The following is a 17131-nucleotide window of genomic DNA, read 5'->3' as shown; positions in this document are numbered from 1 at the left end:
CATACCCGACACTTTCGGTTGCGCACGACGCTGCAACCCGAAAGTCAGTCCGACCGAAGGGGTGGACGTGGCAGCGAGCAAGGCACAGCCGGCGACTGAGGAGCCCAAGAAGGGCAGTGCCACCAAGGCACCCGCCAAAGCCGCCGTGAAGTCGCCTGCCAAGGCTCCCGCCAAGGCCGCCGCAGCTGCGCCCGCCAAGCGGACCGCGGCCAAGGCCACCAAGGCAGCAGCACCCGCCAAGAAGGCCACCAAGTCGACGGCGCGCAGCGCCGCTGACGGCGCGGCCAAGCCCGCGACCCGGGGCCCGGCCAAAAAGGCCACCAAGGCCGCCGCGAAGAACACCGACGGAGACCTGGCGCCCGAGGATCTCGACACCGATGTAGAGCTGGACGGCGAGCCCGGTGTGGACGACATCGACGAGGCCGACCTGGCCATCGACGACCTTGAGGATGGCGACGCCGATGATGCCGTACCGGGCCCGGCCGCCGTCGCCGCCGGTAGTGCGGTCGACGAAGAAGACGACGAGATCGCCGAGCCCAGCGAGAAGGACAAGGCCTCCGGCGACTTCGTCTGGGACGAAGAGGAATCCGAAGCGCTGCGGCAGGCCCGCAAGGACGCCGAGCTCACCGCCTCGGCCGACTCGGTGCGCGCCTACCTCAAGCAGATCGGCAAGGTCGCGCTGCTCAACGCCGAAGAGGAAGTCGAGCTGGCCAAGCGGATCGAGGCCGGTCTGTTCGCCACCCAGAAGATGGCCGAGCACACCGAAAAGGGCGAGAAGCTGGCGGTCGCCTACCGGCGGGACATGGCGTGGATCTGCCGCGACGGCGACCGCGCCAAGAACCACCTGCTCGAGGCCAACCTGCGACTGGTGGTGTCGCTGGCCAAGCGATACACCGGCCGCGGAATGGCCTTCCTGGACCTGATCCAGGAAGGCAACCTCGGTCTGATCCGCGCGGTGGAGAAGTTCGACTACACCAAGGGCTACAAGTTCTCCACCTACGCCACCTGGTGGATCCGCCAGGCCATCACCCGTGCCATGGCCGACCAGGCACGCACCATCCGCATTCCGGTGCACATGGTCGAGGTGATCAACAAGCTCGGCCGCATCCAGCGTGAGCTGCTGCAGGACCTGGGCCGCGAGCCCACCCCCGAGGAACTCGCCCGGGAGATGGACATCACCCCGGAGAAGGTGCTGGAGATCCAGCAGTACGCCCGGGAGCCGATCTCACTGGACCAGACCATCGGCGACGAGGGCGACTCGCAGCTCGGTGACTTCATCGAGGACTCCGAGGCGGTAGTAGCCGTCGACGCCGTGTCGTTCACCCTGCTGCAGGATCAGCTGCAGTCGGTACTGGAGACGCTCTCCGAGCGTGAGGCCGGCGTGGTGCGACTGCGGTTCGGCCTCACCGACGGCCAGCCGCGCACCCTCGACGAGATCGGCCAGGTCTACGGCGTCACGCGCGAGCGCATCCGTCAGATCGAGTCAAAGACGATGTCGAAGTTGCGGCACCCCAGCCGGTCTCAGGTCCTGCGGGACTACCTCGACTAGCGCGCAGCGATATGGCCAAAACACCGCCGGCGGCAGTGCTCAATGCCGTCAATGCGTTTCGTGGTGGGCTGCAGCGCCTGCGCCAGGCCACCGTCCCCGCCTCCGTCGCCGTTATGGAACTCACGTTCGGCGCATGGCTGGGCCAGGCGCTCGCCGCCGCCGTGCGCCTCGGCATTGGCGACGCGCTGGCAGGCGGTCCGCTGACCGCCGACGAGGTCGCCCACCGGGTGGGCACCGACCCCCGCGCCACCTACCGGCTGATGCGCGCCTTGGCGAGCAACTCCGTGCTCAAACTTCGCCGCGACGGCCGGTTCGCACTGACCCGCACCGGACGCGCGCTGGTCTCCGACAACCCGGCCAGTGTGGCCCCGGTGATCGCGTTCGTCGGTCACCCGGCGCACCGGGAACACTGGTCGAACCTCGAGCACTCCGTACGGACGGGTGAAACCGCCGTCAGCAAGGTTCGCGGAATGCCCATCTTCGAGTATTTGGAGACCGACCCCGACCTGGCGCAGGTCTTCAACGACGCCATGACCGGAGCTTCGACCGTCGCTGTCGAAAGCGCCGTTCCCGCATACGATTTCAGCCACAGCAAGCTGATCGTGGATGTGGGCGGCGGCCACGGAGCGCTGTTGGCCGCGGTACTGCGTCAGGCGCCCGACGCCCGCGGCGTGTTGTTCGACCTGCCGCAGGTGGTGGCCGGCGCGACGGTGGCGGACGTGGCCTCGCGCTGCGACATCCAGAGCGGATCCTTCTTCGAGTCGGTCCCCGCCGGCGGCGACACCTATCTGCTCAAGACCGTCATCCACGACTGGGACGACGAGCAATCGTTGGCGATTCTGCGCAACGTCCGGGCCGCCATCGCACCCGGCGGCAAGGTGCTGCTGTTCGAGATGGTGCTGCCCGAGGGCGCGCCCGCCCACCTGGGTCTGGTGCTGGATCTGGAGATGCTGGTTGCCGCCGGCGGGCAGGAACGCACCCGGCGGGAGTACGCCGAGTTGCTGTCCCAGTCGGGATTCGAACTGCAGCGCGTGGTGCCCACCACCAGCCCGCTGTCGATCGTCGAGGCCCGAGCGGTCTAACGCGCCGACGCCGGCGCCGCGGCGTAGGATCGCCCAGCATGCCGACGGATGACGCGTCGCAGGCGACTTTCGCCGCGTTGTTAAAGCGTGCTGCCACACACGGCCACCGGGTGCCGGCCGAGGCCGATCTGAATCCCGCTGTGCTCGATGCGATCAACGCGATCGCCGCCGCCTGGCCGCGAGTGCCGGCCGTTCTGATCAACAAGGCGCAGACCACGTTCGCCCGTAGCGAACTCACCCGGGCGTCGGCAGCCAAGCCGACCACCCCGTTCAACCTCAACCGGCCGGAGCGAACACCCCGTCCGGACCGGGCCGATAATCACTGACACCGATCACCGCTGAGGCGGGCAACGGCCCGTACAGGTGCGGGAACAGCATGGCCTCCGGATCGCTCGGTACGCCCGGCTCCCAGCGCACCGGTGCGCCGACTTTGGCCGGATCCACCTGCAGCAACACCAGATCCGTGCAGCCTCGATACAGCCGATTCGCGGGCAGGTGCACCTGCTGCGGGGTCGACAAGTGCACGAATCCCACACTCTCCAACGACTCCGGACACAGTGCCCCGCACGCCTGCGCCTGCGCCCAGTCGGCGGCGCTGCACAGGTGCACCAGCGCACCGGACGGGATCCCGGAAGGTGTCATGGCACCGATCCTGCCGCACCGCCTCCCGGGGTGAGACACGACACAGCCGAACCGGGGAACAACGCCGAACGCGCAAGCGTCTGACACACTTGAGAACAACCGCGAGAACGGAGGAGCCCATGAACGCGACTCTGACCAGTCCCGAGCTCACTCGGGCTGATCGATGCGACCGGTGCGGTGCTGCCGCACGGGTACGAGCCACGCTGCCCTCCGGTGCCGAACTTCTTTTCTGCCAGCATCACGCCAACGAGCACGAAGCCAAGCTGATCGAGCTGGCTGCCGTGATTCAGGTCAGCGCAACGACTGAGGCCTAGCCAGAGCCGACACACAACACGCCGGTCTGCGCGATTGTGCAATAGCAGCACCCGTCAGGAATGCTGGGCTGGTCATGAGTGACCGGATCCCCACACCTTCCCGCCATCACCTGCTCCGTGTTGCACGTCGCACCCTGGTCAAGAGCTGGGACGATTCGATCTTCGCCGAATCGGCACAGGCGGGTTTTTGGTCGGTGTTGTCGCTGCCACCGTTGCTGCTGGGAATGCTGGGCAGCCTGTCCTACGTGGCGCCGCTGTTCGGGCCGGACACGCTGACCACCATCCAGGACCGGCTGATCGGCATGGCCAGCAGCTTCTTCTCGAAGAACGTCGTGGTGGAGATCATCGAGCCGACCGTGCGGGACATCGTGGCCAATGCCCGCGGCGAGGTGGTCTCGCTGGGATTCGTGATCTCGTTGTGGGCCGGGTCCTCGGCGATCTCGGCGTTCGTCGACTCGGTGGTCGAGGCCCACGATCAAACCCCGCTGCGGCATCCGGTGCGACAACGCTTCTTTGCGTTGGGTCTCTACGTCGCCATGCTGGTGATCGCCGTGGCCACCGCACCGTTGGCCGCACTGGGGCCGCACGCAGTCGCCGAGCACCTACCGGCCCAGTGGACCGACGTGCTGCGGTTCGGCTACTACCCGGCATTGGTGTTGGGCCTGCTGCTGGCGGTGACCGTGCTCTACCGGGTGTCGCTGCCCAAGCCCCTGCCCTCACATCGCCTGGTGTTCGGCGCACTGTTGGCCACCACGGTGTTCGTCGTGGCAACAATGGGGCTGCGAATCTACCTGCGCTACATCACCAGCACCGGCTATACCTATGGGGCGCTGGCGACGCCTATCGCCTTCCTATTGTTCGCATTCCTACTCGGCTTCGCCATCATGCTGGGCGCAGAACTGAACGCAGCGGTCCAAGAGGAGTGGCCCGCGCAGGCCACCCACCTGCACCAGCTGCGCAGGTGGGTGGTGTCACGAGCCGGCCAGGCCAGCGATGACACCGATCCGGTCAAGCCTGCTTGAGAGTCGCGTAGATCTTTTTGCAGTCCGGGCAGACCGGAGAACCCGGCTTGGCCGACTTGGTCACCGGGAAGACCTCGCCGCACAGCGCCACCACGTGCGTGCCCATGACCGCGCTCTCAGCGATCTTGTCCTTCTTGACGTAGTGGAAATACTTCGGGGTGTCGCCGTCGGTCCCGTCATCGACGCGTTCCTCCGAGTCGGTGCGTTCAAGGGTGTCGGTCTGTATGCCCATGTCCCCATTGTGCCCAGAACTGGAGATGATCCAAAACCCCTCGTGCCACCTAATCGCTCGTGTGGGACAGTGGAGTGATGAAGCACGGCCCCGAGCTGGGTTTCGACGACGACGGCCGACCGGTCCTGATCACTGCGGCCGCCCCGTCCTACGAGCAGCAGCACCGCGAACGGGTACGCAAGTACCTGACCTTGATGGCGTTCCGGGTGCCTGCGCTGATCCTGGCCGCGGTCGCCTACGGAATCTGGCACAACGGCCTGATCTCCCTGCTGATTCTCGTGGCATCGATCCCGCTGCCGTGGATGGCCGTGCTGATCGCCAACGATCGGCCTCCCCGCAGCGCCGAGGAGCCCCGCCGGTATGACGCGGCTCCCACTCGCACGCCGCTGTTCCCCACCGGCACCCGCCCGGCCCTGGAGCGGCCGAAGGGCCCGGACTCGGGCGGCAGCACGGCCGGCGAAGCGCCGTACGGTACCGGTTCTTAGCACATTCTCAAAGTCATACCCGCATTTCCGCACGTCAAGTGGTGTGGAAAAGGGATCGGCCGGGAACTCTGCACGCGTGTCGAGCGTTGACACGTGTGACAGCAGAAGCCGATCAAAGGGGAGGCCGCAATGGCAAAGGCAGATGCCACCACCAGTCGGATCGACGGCGATCTGGACGCGCAGAGCCCAGCCGCAGATCTGGTGCGGGTGTACCTCAACGGGATCGGCAAGACAGCATTGCTCAATGCCGCCGACGAGGTAGAGCTCGCCAAGCGGATCGAGGCCGGACTATACGCGCAGCACCTGCTCGACACCCGCAAGCGTTTCGGCGAGAAGCGCAAGCGCGAACTCGCCGCGGTGGTACGAGACGGCGAAGCCGCCCGCCGGCATCTGCTGGAAGCCAACCTGCGACTGGTGGTCTCACTGGCTAAGCGCTACACCGGTCGGGGCATGCCACTTCTGGACCTGATCCAGGAAGGCAACCTGGGTCTGATCCGCGCGATGGAGAAGTTCGACTACGCAAAGGGTTTCAAGTTCTCCACCTATGCGACGTGGTGGATCCGCCAGGCCATCACCCGTGGGATGGCGGATCAGAGCCGCACCATCCGACTGCCGGTCCACCTGGTCGAACAGGTCAACAAGCTGGCTCGGATCAAGCGCGAGATGCACCAGCAGCTGGGCCGCGAAGCCACCGATGAGGAGCTCGCAGCCGAGTCGGGCATTCCGGCGGAGAAGATCAATGACCTGCTCGAGCACAGCCGTGACCCGGTCAGCCTGGACATGCCGGTCGGCTCCGACGAGGAGGCTCCGTTGGGCGACTTCATCGAGGACTCCGAGGCGATGTCGGCGGAGAACGCGGTGATCTCCGAGCTGCTGCACACCGATATCCGCAGTGTGCTGGCCACCCTCGACGAACGCGAGCACCAGGTGATCCGACTGCGGTTCGGCCTCGATGACGGCCAGCCCCGCACGCTGGACCAGATCGGCAAGCTGTTCGGTCTGTCTCGCGAGCGGGTTCGCCAGATCGAGCGCGAGGTGATGGCCAAGCTGCGCCACGGCGAGCGCGCCGATCGACTGCGCTCGTACGCCAGCTGACGCCGGCCTAGGCCGCTTGTCCCCCGCTCCGGCGGGCCGCCCGTTCTCGGTGGCCCGCCGGACGTGCGTTATCGCCGGAGCGCCGGATGCCGCTAGCTATAGGTAACCGTGTACTTGGCTGCCGAAGTAGACTCAGCTGCGACGGAAGGTGCCCAATGAATGACCTGGTTGATACCACCGAGATGTACCTCAGGACGATCTACGACCTTGAGGAAGAGGGTGTCACCCCGCTGCGTGCGCGGATAGCCGAGCGACTGGAACAAAGCGGTCCGACCGTGAGCCAGACGGTGTCCCGCATGGAACGCGACGGCCTGCTGAAAGTCGCCGGCGACCGTCACCTCGAGCTCACCGAAAAAGGCCGCACGCTGGCCGTCTCGGTGATGCGCAAACACCGGTTGGCTGAGCGCCTGCTCGTCGACATCATCGGGCTGCCGCTGGAAGAGGTGCATGCCGAGGCCTGTCGCTGGGAACACGTGATGAGCGACGACGTCGAGCGGCGCCTGGTTCAAGTACTCGACAACCCGACCACGTCGCCGTTCGGCAACCCCATCCCCGGCCTGCCGGACCTCGGCTTCGGCGCGGGCTCCGCCAGTTGGGATTCCGACCTGGTGCGGCTGACCGAGTTGCCGGCGGGCTCTCCCGTGGCGGTGGTGGTGCGCCAGCTCACCGAGCACGTCCAGGGCGACATCGACCTGATCGCTCGGCTCAAGGAAGCCGGTGTGGTGCCCAACGCCAGGGTGACCGTGCAGGCCGATGGCGATGAGGGCGTGACCATCGTGATCCCCGGCCACACCGACGTGAGCCTGCCCTACGAGATGGCGCATGCCGTGAAGGTCCAGAAGGTCTGATCGCCCCCCGAGTCAGCGGTATCAGCTGGCTTGCTGACCGAACCCCTGTCGCTGCGGCAGCTGCACCCCGATCTGCTGCGCCAGCCGATAACCGGTGTCCGCCAGTCCGCGGATGCGCTCGGGCCGCAGCCCGGACTGCAGCGCGGTGTCGAGCAGGCCGGCCATCCGATGCCCTGGCTCGCCACGCAGGGCGGCCTCCAGTGACACCCCGGCCAGCGGGCCGTCGCCACGTGCGTAGGCGCTGAATGCCAGCAGGACCAGTGCCTCGGCCCGCCACGGGTCGGGCAGGGTGCGGGCCAACGCCGACCAAAGCCGCTCGGCTTCGTCTGCGCGCTCGCCGATCGCCAACGCGCACAGCGTGTCCCGGACCAGTACGTCGGTGAGTGGACATCCGAGCCTGGCCAGCTCGGCAGCGGTCGGTTCCCGGCCGCCCGCCAGTGCGACGACGGCGGCCAGCACCTGCTCGACGTCGCGGCGGGCCCGGTCCCGGGCATCACCCTCCCCCGCCGCCCACTGCGCCGCACAGTCGTCGATCACCGCGGCCACCGCGGCACAGCGTGCCGCGTCATCGCGGGTGATCACCGCCTGCAGGTCTGCGCGCCGCGCGTACAGCCGCCTGCCCTCCAGCACCGCGGCGGCCGCCAGCGGCGACGCCTCCGGATCGTCGACCGGACCGCCCGCGCCGCAGCCGTCGACACAGTGCCACCGCCCTCCGTGCGCTACCTGGTCCACCACGTGCGCGCTGAGCAGCACGATGCCGTGGCCCGACAACTCCTCGGCCAGCGCGGCAATCAGCCGTCGGTGCTGGTCGTTGCAGACCGGGCAGCGCGCTCCCGCAGCGTCGACGATCACCGCGATGGCCGCCGCCGGAGCCGCGGCCGCGGCGACGTCGGCGAGCCGCCCGACGGTGTCCACCAGCGCGTCGGACAGGTCGACCCGCAGCACCGAGCCCAGTTCACCCCCATCGAGCGCCACCAGTATCAGGGATTTCTCCGGCACGAAGCCGAGGATGGCGGGCAACGCCGCGATGAGGGCTCCGGGCCGATTCAGCGTGAATTCCGGTTGCTTGGTTGTCATGACAGCAACGTTGACGACCACCCCCGTCATCGGGGGCGCGTGCACGCCCGCCCGCCCGCCAGGTTGGGGATGAACCGGCAACTGTGAACAGATGGATGTTCGAGATGCGTGAGCGGGCGAATGGGCGTAAGTGTCAGTGTCATGGATTCGAAACGCGAGTACGACATCATCGTCATCGGTTCAGGTCCAGGGGGGCAGAAGGCCGCCATCGCATCGGCCAAACTCGGTAAGTCTGTCGCGGTGGTCGAACGCGGCCGAATGATCGGTGGCGTCTGCGTGAACACCGGAACCATCCCGTCCAAGACACTGCGCGAGGCGGTGCTGTACCTGACCGGGATGAACCAGCGGGACCTCTACGGCGCCAGCTACCGGGTCAAGGACAAGATCACTCCCGCGGATCTCCTGGCGCGCACCCAGCACGTGATCGGCAAGGAAACCGAGGTGGTGCGCAACCAGCTGATGCGCAACCGCGTCGATCTGATCCTGGGACACGGCCGATTCATCGACCCGCACACGATCGTCGTCGAAGGCCAGGGCGGCACCGAGAAGACCACGATCACAGGCGATTACATCGTTATCGCCACCGGAACCCAACCGGTCCGTCCCGCCGGCGTGACGTTCGACGAGGAACGGGTGCTGGACTCCGACGGGATCCTCGACCTGCGATTCATCCCGGCGTCGATGGTGGTCGTCGGCGCCGGCGTGATCGGGATCGAGTACGCCTCGATGTTCGCGGCACTGGGCACCCGGGTGACAGTGGTGGAGAAACGAGACTCGATGCTGGAGTTCTGCGACCCGGAGGTGGTCGAAGCCCTGCGTTTTCACCTGCGCGACCTCGCCGTCACGTTCCGGTTCGGCGAGGAGGTGACCGCCGTCGACGTCAGTTCGAGCGGCACTGTCACCACGTTGGCCAGCGGAAAACAGATCCCCGCCGAGACGGTGATGTACTCGGCTGGGCGCCAAGGCCACACCGCCCACCTCGACCTGGCCAACGCGGGCCTGGCTACCGACGAGCGGGGCCGCATCGTCGTCGACGAGATGTTCCAGACCTCGGTCGAGCACATCTACGCCGTCGGTGATGTGATCGGCTTCCCGGCCTTGGCGGCGACATCGATGGAGCAGGGCCGGCTGGCCGCCTACCACGCATTCGGCGAGCCGACCGACGGGATCACCGACCTGCAGCCGATCGGGATCTACTCAATCCCGGAGGTCTCCTACGTGGGGGCGACCGAGCTGGAACTGACCCGTAGCGCGATCCCCTACGAGGTGGGGGTGGCCCGGTATCGCGAGCTGGCCCGCGGCCAGATCGCCGGCGACTCCTACGGGATGCTCAAGCTGCTGGTGTCCACGACCGACCTGAGGCTGCTCGGCGTGCACATCTTCGGCACCAACGCCACCGAGATGGTGCACATCGGCCAGGCCGTCATGGGATGCGGCGGCACGGTGGAATACCTGGTGGATGCGGTGTTCAACTACCCGACGTTCTCCGAGGCGTACAAGAACGCCGCATTGGACGTGATGAACAAAATGCGGGCCCTACAGCAATTCCGCACCTGAGGCGCCACCGGAGACCTTTTCCTCGCTCAGCGAACGCCGTCGGCGCGCGGAATTCCGACGGTGCTCCCGTACGTTGTCCAGCACATGCGCGCACCGTTTTCGGCGTGCGGCCCCCGGTAGGGGAAAATGGACGGTGCGATCCATTGCGATCTGCACAATGAGGAGGCGAAGGCGATGGCCGACCACCCGGACAACGGTCCCGACCGGGGCCTGCACTACCAGGTCGAGCAGAGCGGCATGTACGAGCTAGAGGTTCCGGCGCCGCAGCTGATGTCAGCGGACGGCGAGGGACCGGTCCTGATCCACGCCTTGGAGGGCTTCTCCGACGCCGGCCACGCAATCCGGCTGGCCGCCAAGCACCTCACGAGCAAGCTGGACAGCGAGTTGGTGGCGTCGTTCGCGATCGACGACCTGCTCGACTACCGCTCGCGGCGGCCGCTGATGACGTTCAAGTCCGACCATTTCACCCATTACACCGAGCCCGAGCTCAGCCTGCACGCGTTGCGGGACAGTGCGGGCACCCCGTTTTTGCTGTTGGCAGGCATGGAGCCCGACCTGAAGTGGGAGCGGTTCATCACCGCAGTACGGCTGCTGGCCGAGCAGCTCGGCGTGCGCCGGACCATCGGCCTGGGCACGATCCCCATGGCCGTTCCGCACACCCGGCCGGTGACGCTGACCGCGCATTCCAACAATCGCGACCTGATCAGCGAATTCACCCCGTGGATCACCGAGGTTCAGGTTCCGGGCAGCGCGTCCAACCTGTTGGAGTACCGGATGGCGCAGCACGGCCATGAGGTCGTCGGCTTCACCGTGCATGTGCCGCATTACGTGGCCCAAACCGACTACCCTGAGGCCGCCGAGGCGCTGCTCAAGCAGGCCGCCCAGACCGGCGCACTGGATCTGCCGTTGGCCGAGCTCCGTGACGCCGCCGCCGAGATCCGGGCCAAGATCGACCAGCAGGTCGAAGCGAGTTCCGAAGTGGCCCAAGTGGTGACCGCCCTGGAACGTCAGTACGACGCGTTCGTCACCGCCCAGGAGAACCGCTCGCTACTGTCACGCGATGAGGAGCTGCCCAGCGCCGACGAGCTCGGGGCCGAGTTCGAACGCTTCCTGGCGCAGGAAGCGAAGAAGAACCTCGACGGCGACGACTGATCGCCCCGCAGGGGGCTATGCCGAGCCGGTGGTTCGACGAAGCGTGGCGGTGAGGTGGTTCTGCGCCGGCTGGCCGACTGCGCCCATGTCCAGCGTGTAAGACAACTCATCACCGTCGAGCCGATAGTGGCGGCGCAGCACGGTCACCTCTTTGGCTGTCGGCGCCAGCCCGATCGTCGGCGCGGACATCTGCAGTTCCACGCCGTCGGCGGTGACCGTGTAGCTGCCGACCTCGATCTCGGTGATGCCGCTGGGGTGCGCCAGCACCCATTCGATCTGGCCGGGTTGCGGCACCCGCAGATAGCCGGTCTCGGCATGCAGAGGCAGGCCCTCGGCGGGTGACTTGGTCTTCTGGCCGTACACCAGGAACGGCTTGCCGACGTGTGAGAACACCACCTCTTCGAGGTAGTCGAATGACGCGATCGTGGGATACACCCCGGATCCCCGGCCCGACCAGGTGCCCAACAGCGGGGCCAGCTCCACAAGATTCGGATGCAACTCGGGTGCCATGACGCCAGCGTAGTGCGCGGCGGTCGCCCGCACGGCTCAACTGGTGCTGGGCATCTCGCGATGTTCGCGCAGGGCCTCGATCTCCCGCTCGAAGTCGGCGGCCGAGGAAAACGACCGGTACACCGAGGCGAATCGCAGATAGGCCACTTCGTCGAGTTCGCGCAGCGGGCCCAGAATCGCCAGCCCCACCTCGTGACTGGGAATCTCCGGCGAACCCGCCGCTCGCACAGCGTCTTCCACCTGCTGCGCCAGCAGGTTCAGCGCGTCGTCATCGACCTGGCGCCCCTGGCAGGCCCGGCGCACCCCGCGCATGACCTTCTCCCGGCTGAATGGCTCTGTGACGCCACTGCGCTTGACCACCGCTAGCACCGCGGTTTCCACGGTGGAGAAACGACGGCCGCATTCCGGACAGGAACGGCGGCGCCGGATGGCCTGACCTTCGTCCGCTTCGCGGGAATCCACCACCCGGGAGTCTGGATGGCGACAAAAAGGGCAGTGCATTGCCGCTCCTTCGCCGTGCCGGGAACCCGGGCCCTCCGACAGCTGAGGCACCCTGGACCACTGGGACAACTGCGAGCGTACCTGCGCGGGTTGCCGGCGGTACCCCGCAGTGGCCGCAAACGACGGCGGAACGGACACGTCAAACCTCAGCCCAGCGGCGCGATCAGCGTCTGGCCGGCGTCCAGGGCCACCGACTCCAGGCTGTTGAGCTCACGGATGCGCTCGATGACCTGCCCGGCCGGCGCATCCGGCGCGACACGGGCCGCCAGGTGCGCCAAGCTCTCCCCGCTCTGGACGCGTACCACGCCGAGTTGGTCGGGCACAGCGGAGGCGCTGCCGGCCGCTGCCGCACCGAACTGGGCGATCAGTCCGAGCCACACGGTGATCCCGGCGGCGATCAGGGCCAGCACGACGGTGGTCGCCGACGTGATCGCCTTGGGATCGGGTAGGCGCGACCCGACGTCCGGGGACCGCGCTGCTCCCGAGCCCGCGCGTACCCGGCCGGCTCGAACGTCGGAGCGATCGTGTCGATGAGCATCATGTGCGGTTCTCCCTCACTCGGCGTCGGCGACCCTGTTCGCTCGACTGTTCGAATACTAATCGATTGTATGTTCGATGTCCGAACATGTGATCGAAACGTTGTCGAAAACATTAGCGAAGGGGTCCGACAGGTCGCCGACGATTTCGAACGTTCGCGCGACACACCTCGAACACATGTTTGATTAATTGCAGCGATGCGACTAGATTCGCCCCATGAGTGACAGCAGCACTAACCCGACCGGCCCGGACTCAGCGCTGACCGCCCGCCAGCGCACGATCCTGAATGTCATCCGCGCTTCGGTGAACGAACGGGGTTACCCGCCGAGCATTCGCGAGATCGGCGACGCCGTCGGGCTGACGTCGACTTCCTCCGTTGCTCACCAGCTGCGCACGCTCGAGCGCAAGGGCTATTTGCGCCGTGACCCCAACCGCCCCCGCGCTGTCGACGTCCGCAGTCAGGATGATCTGGCCGGCGCCGCCGAGGCCGCACAGCGCACCGAGTTCCCCGGTTCGGATGCGCTGCCCGAGCCCACTTTCGTGCCGGTGCTGGGCCGGATCGCCGCCGGCGGGCCGATCCTGGCCGAAGAAGCCGTCGAGGATGTCTTCCCGCTCCCCCGCGAGCTGGTCGGTGAAGGTGAACTGTTCTTGCTCAAGGTGGTCGGCGAATCGATGGTGGACGCCGCGATCTGCGACGGCGACTGGGTTGTGGTGCGCCAACAGAACGTCGCCGACAACGGCGACATCGTGGCCGCCATGATCGATGGCGAGGCCACCGTCAAGACATTCAAACGCACCGGTGGCCAGGTGTGGCTGATGCCGCACAACCCCATTTTCGATCCCATCCCCGGCAACGACGCGGTGGTGCTGGGCAAAGTCGTGACCGTCATCCGCAAGATCTGATCACGTTCGCGCCGAGTCCACCGGTCGACGAATCTTCGGCCCGCGCCCGCAGCGCGAACGCGACCTGCCGCTGCCGCTGTGGTGATCAGCCTGCCCGGGTGAAGCCGTTGAGCCGCGCCGCGTCCTCGGTGGCGAACCAGATCTCGGCGAGGGTGTCCTCATAGAGGGCATTCTGCGGGGTGTAGTAGAGCCCCGAGCCGATGTTCGCCTTGATCGGGTAGCCGCTCGGCTGCTGGTAAGGGTCGTCCAACGGCAGGTGCATCACCGGGTGTACCGATTCGTCGATGCCAAAGGTGCGCGCTTCCGCGCCACCGCCGAACGTGCGGGTGTCCGCGCCACCGCCGAACCTGCGCGGCTCTGAACCGAATCCGCGCAGGTCCGAGCCCGCGCCGCCGTGCCCCACGGCGTGCCGGCCGGTGCCGAAGTCTTCTTCGGTCACCACCCGGGTGGGGGCGGTGTCGGTGTCATCATCGTCGTCGGCTTCCGCCTCGGTCTCGTGCTCGCCGTAGTGCAGCCACGGCGCATCTGGGATCGACGAAACGGGCAGTTCGGGCTCGGACGCATACGGCGATGCGCCGTAGCGACTCGGCAAGCGGACGGTGCCCTCGTGCTCGCGCTGGTCTTCGTGGCGGTCGTGGTGTGCCCACTGCTCGTCATCGTCGTCGTAGTCGTCCGCGACCGGGGCCGGCACAGCGACCGGCGAGCCCGGCAGCACAGCGGCCGGACGACGCCGCTGCCACCACATCGCGGCCCCGGCGAGCGCGCCCAGCACTGCCAGCACCGCAACCGGGATCAGCACCCACATCCAGTTCCAGTGCGTCTCCTTGGCGGCGCCAGTCGATGTCGACTTGCTGCCGTCAGGCAGGTTCGTGCCCGGAATCTGCAGGCCCGACAGTGCTTGCGCCAGCTCGGCCGGTTGGGTGCTGTACGTGTTGTTCGCCTGGTTCCAGGCGATCGATCCGCCGGTGAACTTCTGCGACACCACGTCACCTTCGACGGTCTGGTCACCCACCGGGGCACCCAGTTTTCCGGTGGCTCCGTCGAGCTTGTCCCAGGCCGACTTCATCGCCCCGCGCACCACGAAGGCGCCGTTATCGGGGCTGAAGAAGATCACCGGCTCGTCGTCGGCGGCGAACGAATTGAACTTGCTGCCCGGGATCGCTCCGTCGGCCGTGCTGGTGATCGGGAAACCCAGATCGCTGCCGGCAGGGCCGCCCAGCGACTCGTACTTGGCCAGCACGTCGCCTTCGACCGCGTTGGCTCCGGTGACCGGGCTGAAATAGACCTTGCCGTGGGCGAAGTCCTGGCCCACGCCGCCGTTGTCGCCGACGGTGTACTGATCGCCCTGCTTGGCCCCCAGTGCTCCGGCGGGACCGCCGGCGGTGCGCCAGGCCTGATCGATGGCCGCGGTGGGGTCGACCTGGGCCTGCAGGTCGGCCAGTTGCGCCGCCAGTTCCGGCGGAACCGTGGTGAACGTCCGGGTCGCACTGTCAAAGGACAGCGTGCCGGCGCTGAACTTCTGGGTGACGACGGCGCCGTCGTAGCTCTCGTCCTCGACCGGGACTCCGAGCGCTCCGGTGGAGCTGCCCAGCTTGTCCCAGCCGGCGTTGATGGGTCCGCGCACCACGTGAGCGCCGTGGTCGGGCGTCCAGAAGATCACCGGGTTGTCGGCGCCGGACAGGATGGCCACCCGACTGTCGGGGACCAGTCCGGGCACCTCATCGCTGCTGGGGAATCCGAGGCCGTTGTCGGCCGCGCCCCCCAGCGCCTCGTACTTGTCCAGGATCGCGCCGTAGAGCGCCTTGGCGCCGGTCTCCGGGGTGAAGAAGATGGTGCCACCGGCGAAATCCTGGGCGAATCCGACGCCGGCCGGGTGCACGTCCCCCTTGGGGGCACCCAGCGGCGACCCGTCGCCGCCGGCCGCCTGCCAAGCCGCCGTTATGGCGTCGTGGGCATCGCTGTCCGGCGTCGCCGCGGCGGTCTGCACCGACAAGAGCACGGTGACCGTCGCCGCCAGGCCGAGCGCCATGCGCACCGCCGTCGTGCCGAACCGATCTTTCCGACTAGTCACCAGCCCTCCCAGGCATCATTATCGACGTTATCGACGCAAATGTTTCCGGCATAGACTTTCCCGCAATCGGCCCGAGTTTCGAAGCCAAGTCATCGATATTGCGGAAACAGATACCCACCCGATGCTGAAATGATGCCAAAGCCGCTGCCCTGAACGAAACGAGGGGCGCTACCAAACCTGCAGGTAGCGCCCCTTGCAGCGCCCGGTTGAGCGCCGTAATCGTTCCCGATTGCCTCGGCTAGACGCCGAGGCTGCGGCCGATGATCTCTTTCATGATCTCGGTGGTGCCGCCGTAAATGGTCTGCACGCGGGCATCCAGATAAGCCCGCGCGACCGGGTATTCCCGCATGTAGCCGTATCCACCGTGCAGCTGCAGGCAGCGGTCGATCAGGTGCACCTGCTTCTCAGTGGAATACCACTTGGCCATCGCGGCCTGCTCGACGGTCAGCTTTTTGTCCAGGTGCAACTTCACGAACTCGTCGACCATCATGCGCACCACGGTGGCCTCGGTGGCCAGCTCTGCCAGCAGGAACCGGCTGTTCTGGAAACTGCCGATCGGCTTGCCGAACGCCTTGCGCTCCTTGGTGTACTGGATCGTCTGCTCCAGCACCGCCTCCATCGCCCCGGCGGCCATGATCGCGATCGAGATCCGCTCCTGCGGCAGGTTCTGCATCAGGTAGATGAAGCCCATGCCCTCCTGGCCGAGCAGGTTCTCCACCGGGACGTGCACGTCGGTGAAGGACAACTCGGCGGTGTCCTGGGCGTCCAAACCAATCTTGTCCAGGTGACGGCCACGCTCGAAGCCCTCCATCCCGCGCTCCACGACCAGCAGGGAGAAGCCCTGCGCGCCCTTCTCGGGGTCGGTCTGAGCGACGACGATCACCAGATCGGAGTGGATGCCGTTGGTGATGAACGTCTTGGAGCCGTTGAGCACATAGTGGTCGCCCTGCTTGACCGCGCGGGTTTTGATGCCCTGCAGGTCGCTGCCGGTGCCCGGCTCGGTCATCGCGATTGCGGTGATCAGCTCACCGGTGCAGAACTTCGGCAACCAGCGCTGCTTCTGTTCCTCGTTGCACAATTCCAGCAGGTACGGCGCGCAGACGTCGTTGTGCAGGCTGAAACCCAGCCCGCTGTAGCGGCCGGCGGTGACTTCCTCGGTGATGATCGTGTTGTAGCGGAAGTCCGGGTTGCCGCCGCCGCCGTACTCCTCGGGCACCGCCATGCCCAAGAAACCCTGTTTGCCGGCTTCGAGCCACACGGAGCGGTCAACGATCTTGGCCTTCTCCCACTCCTCCTGGTAGGGCGCGGCGTGGCGATCCAGGAAGGCCCGGAACGACTCCCGGAACAGCTCGTGTTCGGGCTCGAACAGGGTTCGCTGGTATTTGATTGCGGCACTCATTGCCTGACCTCCGGTCGACGGATCTTTCCGACGAGAATAGACCAACCGGATGGTTGGGCGATGCGGTGGTGGGTGCCGGCGCTAGTGCGCTACCCCACCGTGTCGACGCTGTCCGGCGCCGCCCCGCTGCCGTCGCCGGCCATCGGCCTGCGCGG

General features: G+C 66.9%; 19 protein-coding genes. 11 read left to right on the top strand and 8 right to left on the bottom strand.

The features are described 5' to 3' along the window. The first annotated feature begins 67 nt into the window (after window positions 1-67). The 3 genes from BN4346_RS35585 to BN4346_RS35575 are packed head-to-tail and all read left to right on the top strand — an operon-like array spanning window position 68 to window position 2957. On the top strand, window positions 68-1549 hold the full coding sequence (locus BN4346_RS35585; RefSeq protein ID WP_067972826.1) for an RNA polymerase sigma factor: 1482 nt from the start codon (window positions 68-70) through the stop codon (window positions 1547-1549). 11 nt (window positions 1550-1560) lie between these two features. Beyond that, a complete protein-coding gene (locus tag BN4346_RS35580) occupies window positions 1561-2631 on the top strand; it encodes a methyltransferase (protein ID WP_067972514.1) in 1071 nt (356 codons plus the stop codon). Between the two features lie 38 nt (window positions 2632-2669). Next, on the top strand, window positions 2670-2957 hold the full coding sequence (locus BN4346_RS35575) for a hypothetical protein (RefSeq protein WP_067972511.1): 288 nt from the start codon (window positions 2670-2672) through the stop codon (window positions 2955-2957). On the opposite strand, the gene BN4346_RS35570 is transcribed toward BN4346_RS35575, so the two are convergent. After that, entirely contained in the window at window positions 2908-3273 is a 366-nt protein-coding gene (locus BN4346_RS35570; RefSeq protein ID WP_067972507.1) for a DUF952 domain-containing protein, read from the bottom strand. The two genes, BN4346_RS35575 and BN4346_RS35570, sit on opposite strands and share 50 nt — an antisense overlap. Window positions 3274-3392: 119 nt before the next feature. Here BN4346_RS35570 and BN4346_RS35565 point away from each other — a divergent pair, with 119 nt between their 5' ends. Together BN4346_RS35565 and BN4346_RS35560 are read left to right on the top strand one after the other, a co-directional pair. Further along, window positions 3393-3587: a DUF7455 domain-containing protein gene (locus BN4346_RS35565; protein ID WP_065041647.1), complete on the top strand. Its 195-nt coding sequence runs from the start codon at window positions 3393-3395 to the stop codon at window positions 3585-3587. Between the two features lie 74 nt (window positions 3588-3661). Beyond that, the gene (locus tag BN4346_RS35560; protein WP_067972504.1) at window positions 3662-4609 is read left to right on the top strand and encodes a YihY/virulence factor BrkB family protein; all 948 of its coding nucleotides are present in this window, start codon (window positions 3662-3664) and stop codon (window positions 4607-4609) included. Here the strand turns inward: BN4346_RS35560 and BN4346_RS35555 are convergent. Next, window positions 4596-4835, bottom strand: coding sequence for a DUF3039 domain-containing protein (locus BN4346_RS35555; RefSeq protein ID WP_036458716.1), 240 nt, complete (start codon window positions 4833-4835; stop codon window positions 4596-4598). The genes BN4346_RS35560 and BN4346_RS35555 overlap by 14 nt on opposite strands. 65 nt (window positions 4836-4900) lie before the next feature. On the opposite strand from BN4346_RS35555, the gene BN4346_RS35550 reads away from it, so the two are divergent. From BN4346_RS35550 to BN4346_RS35540, 3 genes are all read left to right on the top strand, one after another. Next, on the top strand, window positions 4901-5326 hold the full coding sequence (locus tag BN4346_RS35550) for a DUF3099 domain-containing protein (protein ID WP_078058638.1): 426 nt from the start codon (window positions 4901-4903) through the stop codon (window positions 5324-5326). A 129-nt stretch (window positions 5327-5455) separates the two neighbouring features. Further along, a complete protein-coding gene (locus BN4346_RS35545; protein ID WP_036458705.1) occupies window positions 5456-6421 on the top strand; it encodes a sigma-70 family RNA polymerase sigma factor in 966 nt (321 codons plus the stop codon). Window positions 6422-6576: 155 nt separating this feature from the next. Continuing rightward, the gene (locus BN4346_RS35540; protein WP_067972499.1) at window positions 6577-7269 is read left to right on the top strand and encodes a metal-dependent transcriptional regulator; all 693 of its coding nucleotides are present in this window, start codon (window positions 6577-6579) and stop codon (window positions 7267-7269) included. 21 nt (window positions 7270-7290) lie between these two features. Here BN4346_RS35540 and BN4346_RS35535 read toward each other — a convergent pair whose 3' ends face one another. After that, window positions 7291-8346, bottom strand: a complete 1056-nt coding sequence (locus BN4346_RS35535) for a DUF4192 domain-containing protein (protein ID WP_067972496.1) — start codon at window positions 8344-8346, stop codon at window positions 7291-7293. Window positions 8347-8487: 141 nt separating this feature from the next. Between BN4346_RS35535 and sthA the strand changes: the two genes are divergently transcribed. Together sthA and BN4346_RS35525 are read left to right on the top strand one after the other, a co-directional pair. Then, entirely contained in the window at window positions 8488-9903 is a 1416-nt protein-coding gene (gene sthA / locus BN4346_RS35530; RefSeq protein WP_067972493.1) for a Si-specific NAD(P)(+) transhydrogenase, read from the top strand. Between the two features lie 174 nt (window positions 9904-10077). Then, entirely contained in the window at window positions 10078-11055 is a 978-nt protein-coding gene (locus BN4346_RS35525; protein WP_067972823.1) for a proteasome assembly chaperone family protein, read from the top strand. A gap of 15 nt (window positions 11056-11070) precedes the next feature. On the opposite strand, the gene BN4346_RS35520 is transcribed toward BN4346_RS35525, so the two are convergent. From BN4346_RS35520 to BN4346_RS35510, 3 genes are all read right to left on the bottom strand, one after another. Next, a complete protein-coding gene (locus BN4346_RS35520; protein WP_067972820.1) occupies window positions 11071-11565 on the bottom strand; it encodes a peroxynitrite isomerase in 495 nt (164 codons plus the stop codon). 36 nt (window positions 11566-11601) lie between these two features. Beyond that, on the bottom strand, window positions 11602-12066 hold the full coding sequence (gene nrdR, locus BN4346_RS35515; RefSeq protein WP_046285677.1) for a transcriptional regulator NrdR: 465 nt from the start codon (window positions 12064-12066) through the stop codon (window positions 11602-11604). Window positions 12067-12212: 146 nt separating this feature from the next. After that, window positions 12213-12476: a LysM peptidoglycan-binding domain-containing protein gene (locus BN4346_RS35510; protein WP_096867522.1), complete on the bottom strand. Its 264-nt coding sequence runs from the start codon at window positions 12474-12476 to the stop codon at window positions 12213-12215. Window positions 12477-12819: 343 nt separating this feature from the next. Here BN4346_RS35510 and lexA point away from each other — a divergent pair, with 343 nt between their 5' ends. After that, entirely contained in the window at window positions 12820-13506 is a 687-nt protein-coding gene (lexA, locus tag BN4346_RS35505) for a transcriptional repressor LexA (RefSeq protein ID WP_067972490.1), read from the top strand. 85 nt (window positions 13507-13591) lie between these two features. Here the strand turns inward: lexA and BN4346_RS35500 are convergent, their stop codons facing one another. Both BN4346_RS35500 and BN4346_RS35495 read right to left on the bottom strand, forming a co-directional pair. Then, on the bottom strand, window positions 13592-15577 hold the full coding sequence (locus tag BN4346_RS35500; protein WP_235653633.1) for an LGFP repeat-containing protein: 1986 nt from the start codon (window positions 15575-15577) through the stop codon (window positions 13592-13594). Window positions 15578-15815: 238 nt separating this feature from the next. Then, a complete protein-coding gene (locus BN4346_RS35495) occupies window positions 15816-16976 on the bottom strand; it encodes an acyl-CoA dehydrogenase family protein (protein WP_067972485.1) in 1161 nt (386 codons plus the stop codon). Between the last annotated feature and the right edge of the window lie 155 nt (window positions 16977-17131).

This window comes from Mycolicibacter icosiumassiliensis (genome assembly GCF_900078685.2).
In the GTDB taxonomy this organism is placed as follows: Bacteria; Actinomycetota; Actinomycetes; order Mycobacteriales; family Mycobacteriaceae; genus Mycobacterium; species Mycobacterium icosiumassiliensis.
The sequence above is the reverse complement of the archived record's forward strand: the minus strand, read 5'-3'. Positions and strand labels throughout refer to the sequence as shown.

Bases quoted from the DNA above. Each gene is read 5' to 3' on its own strand.
- BN4346_RS35580 (WP_067972514.1), top strand. From the start codon at position 1,561: ATGGCCAAAACACCGCCGGCGGCAGTGCTCAATGCCGTCAATGCGTTT.
- BN4346_RS35575 (WP_067972511.1), top strand. From the start codon at position 2,670: ATGCCGACGGATGACGCGTCGCAGGCGACTTTCGCCGCGTTGTTAAAG.
- BN4346_RS35570 (WP_067972507.1), bottom strand. From the start codon at position 3,273: ATGACACCTTCCGGGATCCCGTCCGGTGCGCTGGTGCACCTGTGCAGC.
- BN4346_RS35565 (WP_065041647.1), top strand. From the start codon at position 3,393: ATGAACGCGACTCTGACCAGTCCCGAGCTCACTCGGGCTGATCGATGC.
- BN4346_RS35560 (WP_067972504.1), top strand. From the start codon at position 3,662: ATGAGTGACCGGATCCCCACACCTTCCCGCCATCACCTGCTCCGTGTT.
- BN4346_RS35545 (WP_036458705.1), top strand. From the start codon at position 5,456: ATGGCAAAGGCAGATGCCACCACCAGTCGGATCGACGGCGATCTGGAC.
- BN4346_RS35540 (WP_067972499.1), top strand. From the start codon at position 6,577: ATGAATGACCTGGTTGATACCACCGAGATGTACCTCAGGACGATCTAC.
- BN4346_RS35535 (WP_067972496.1), bottom strand. From the start codon at position 8,346: ATGACAACCAAGCAACCGGAATTCACGCTGAATCGGCCCGGAGCCCTC.
- sthA (WP_067972493.1), top strand. From the start codon at position 8,488: ATGGATTCGAAACGCGAGTACGACATCATCGTCATCGGTTCAGGTCCA.
- BN4346_RS35525 (WP_067972823.1), top strand. From the start codon at position 10,078: ATGGCCGACCACCCGGACAACGGTCCCGACCGGGGCCTGCACTACCAG.
- BN4346_RS35520 (WP_067972820.1), bottom strand. From the start codon at position 11,565: ATGGCACCCGAGTTGCATCCGAATCTTGTGGAGCTGGCCCCGCTGTTG.
- nrdR (WP_046285677.1), bottom strand. From the start codon at position 12,066: ATGCACTGCCCTTTTTGTCGCCATCCAGACTCCCGGGTGGTGGATTCC.
- lexA (WP_067972490.1), top strand. From the start codon at position 12,820: ATGAGTGACAGCAGCACTAACCCGACCGGCCCGGACTCAGCGCTGACC.
- BN4346_RS35495 (WP_067972485.1), bottom strand. From the start codon at position 16,976: ATGAGTGCCGCAATCAAATACCAGCGAACCCTGTTCGAGCCCGAACAC.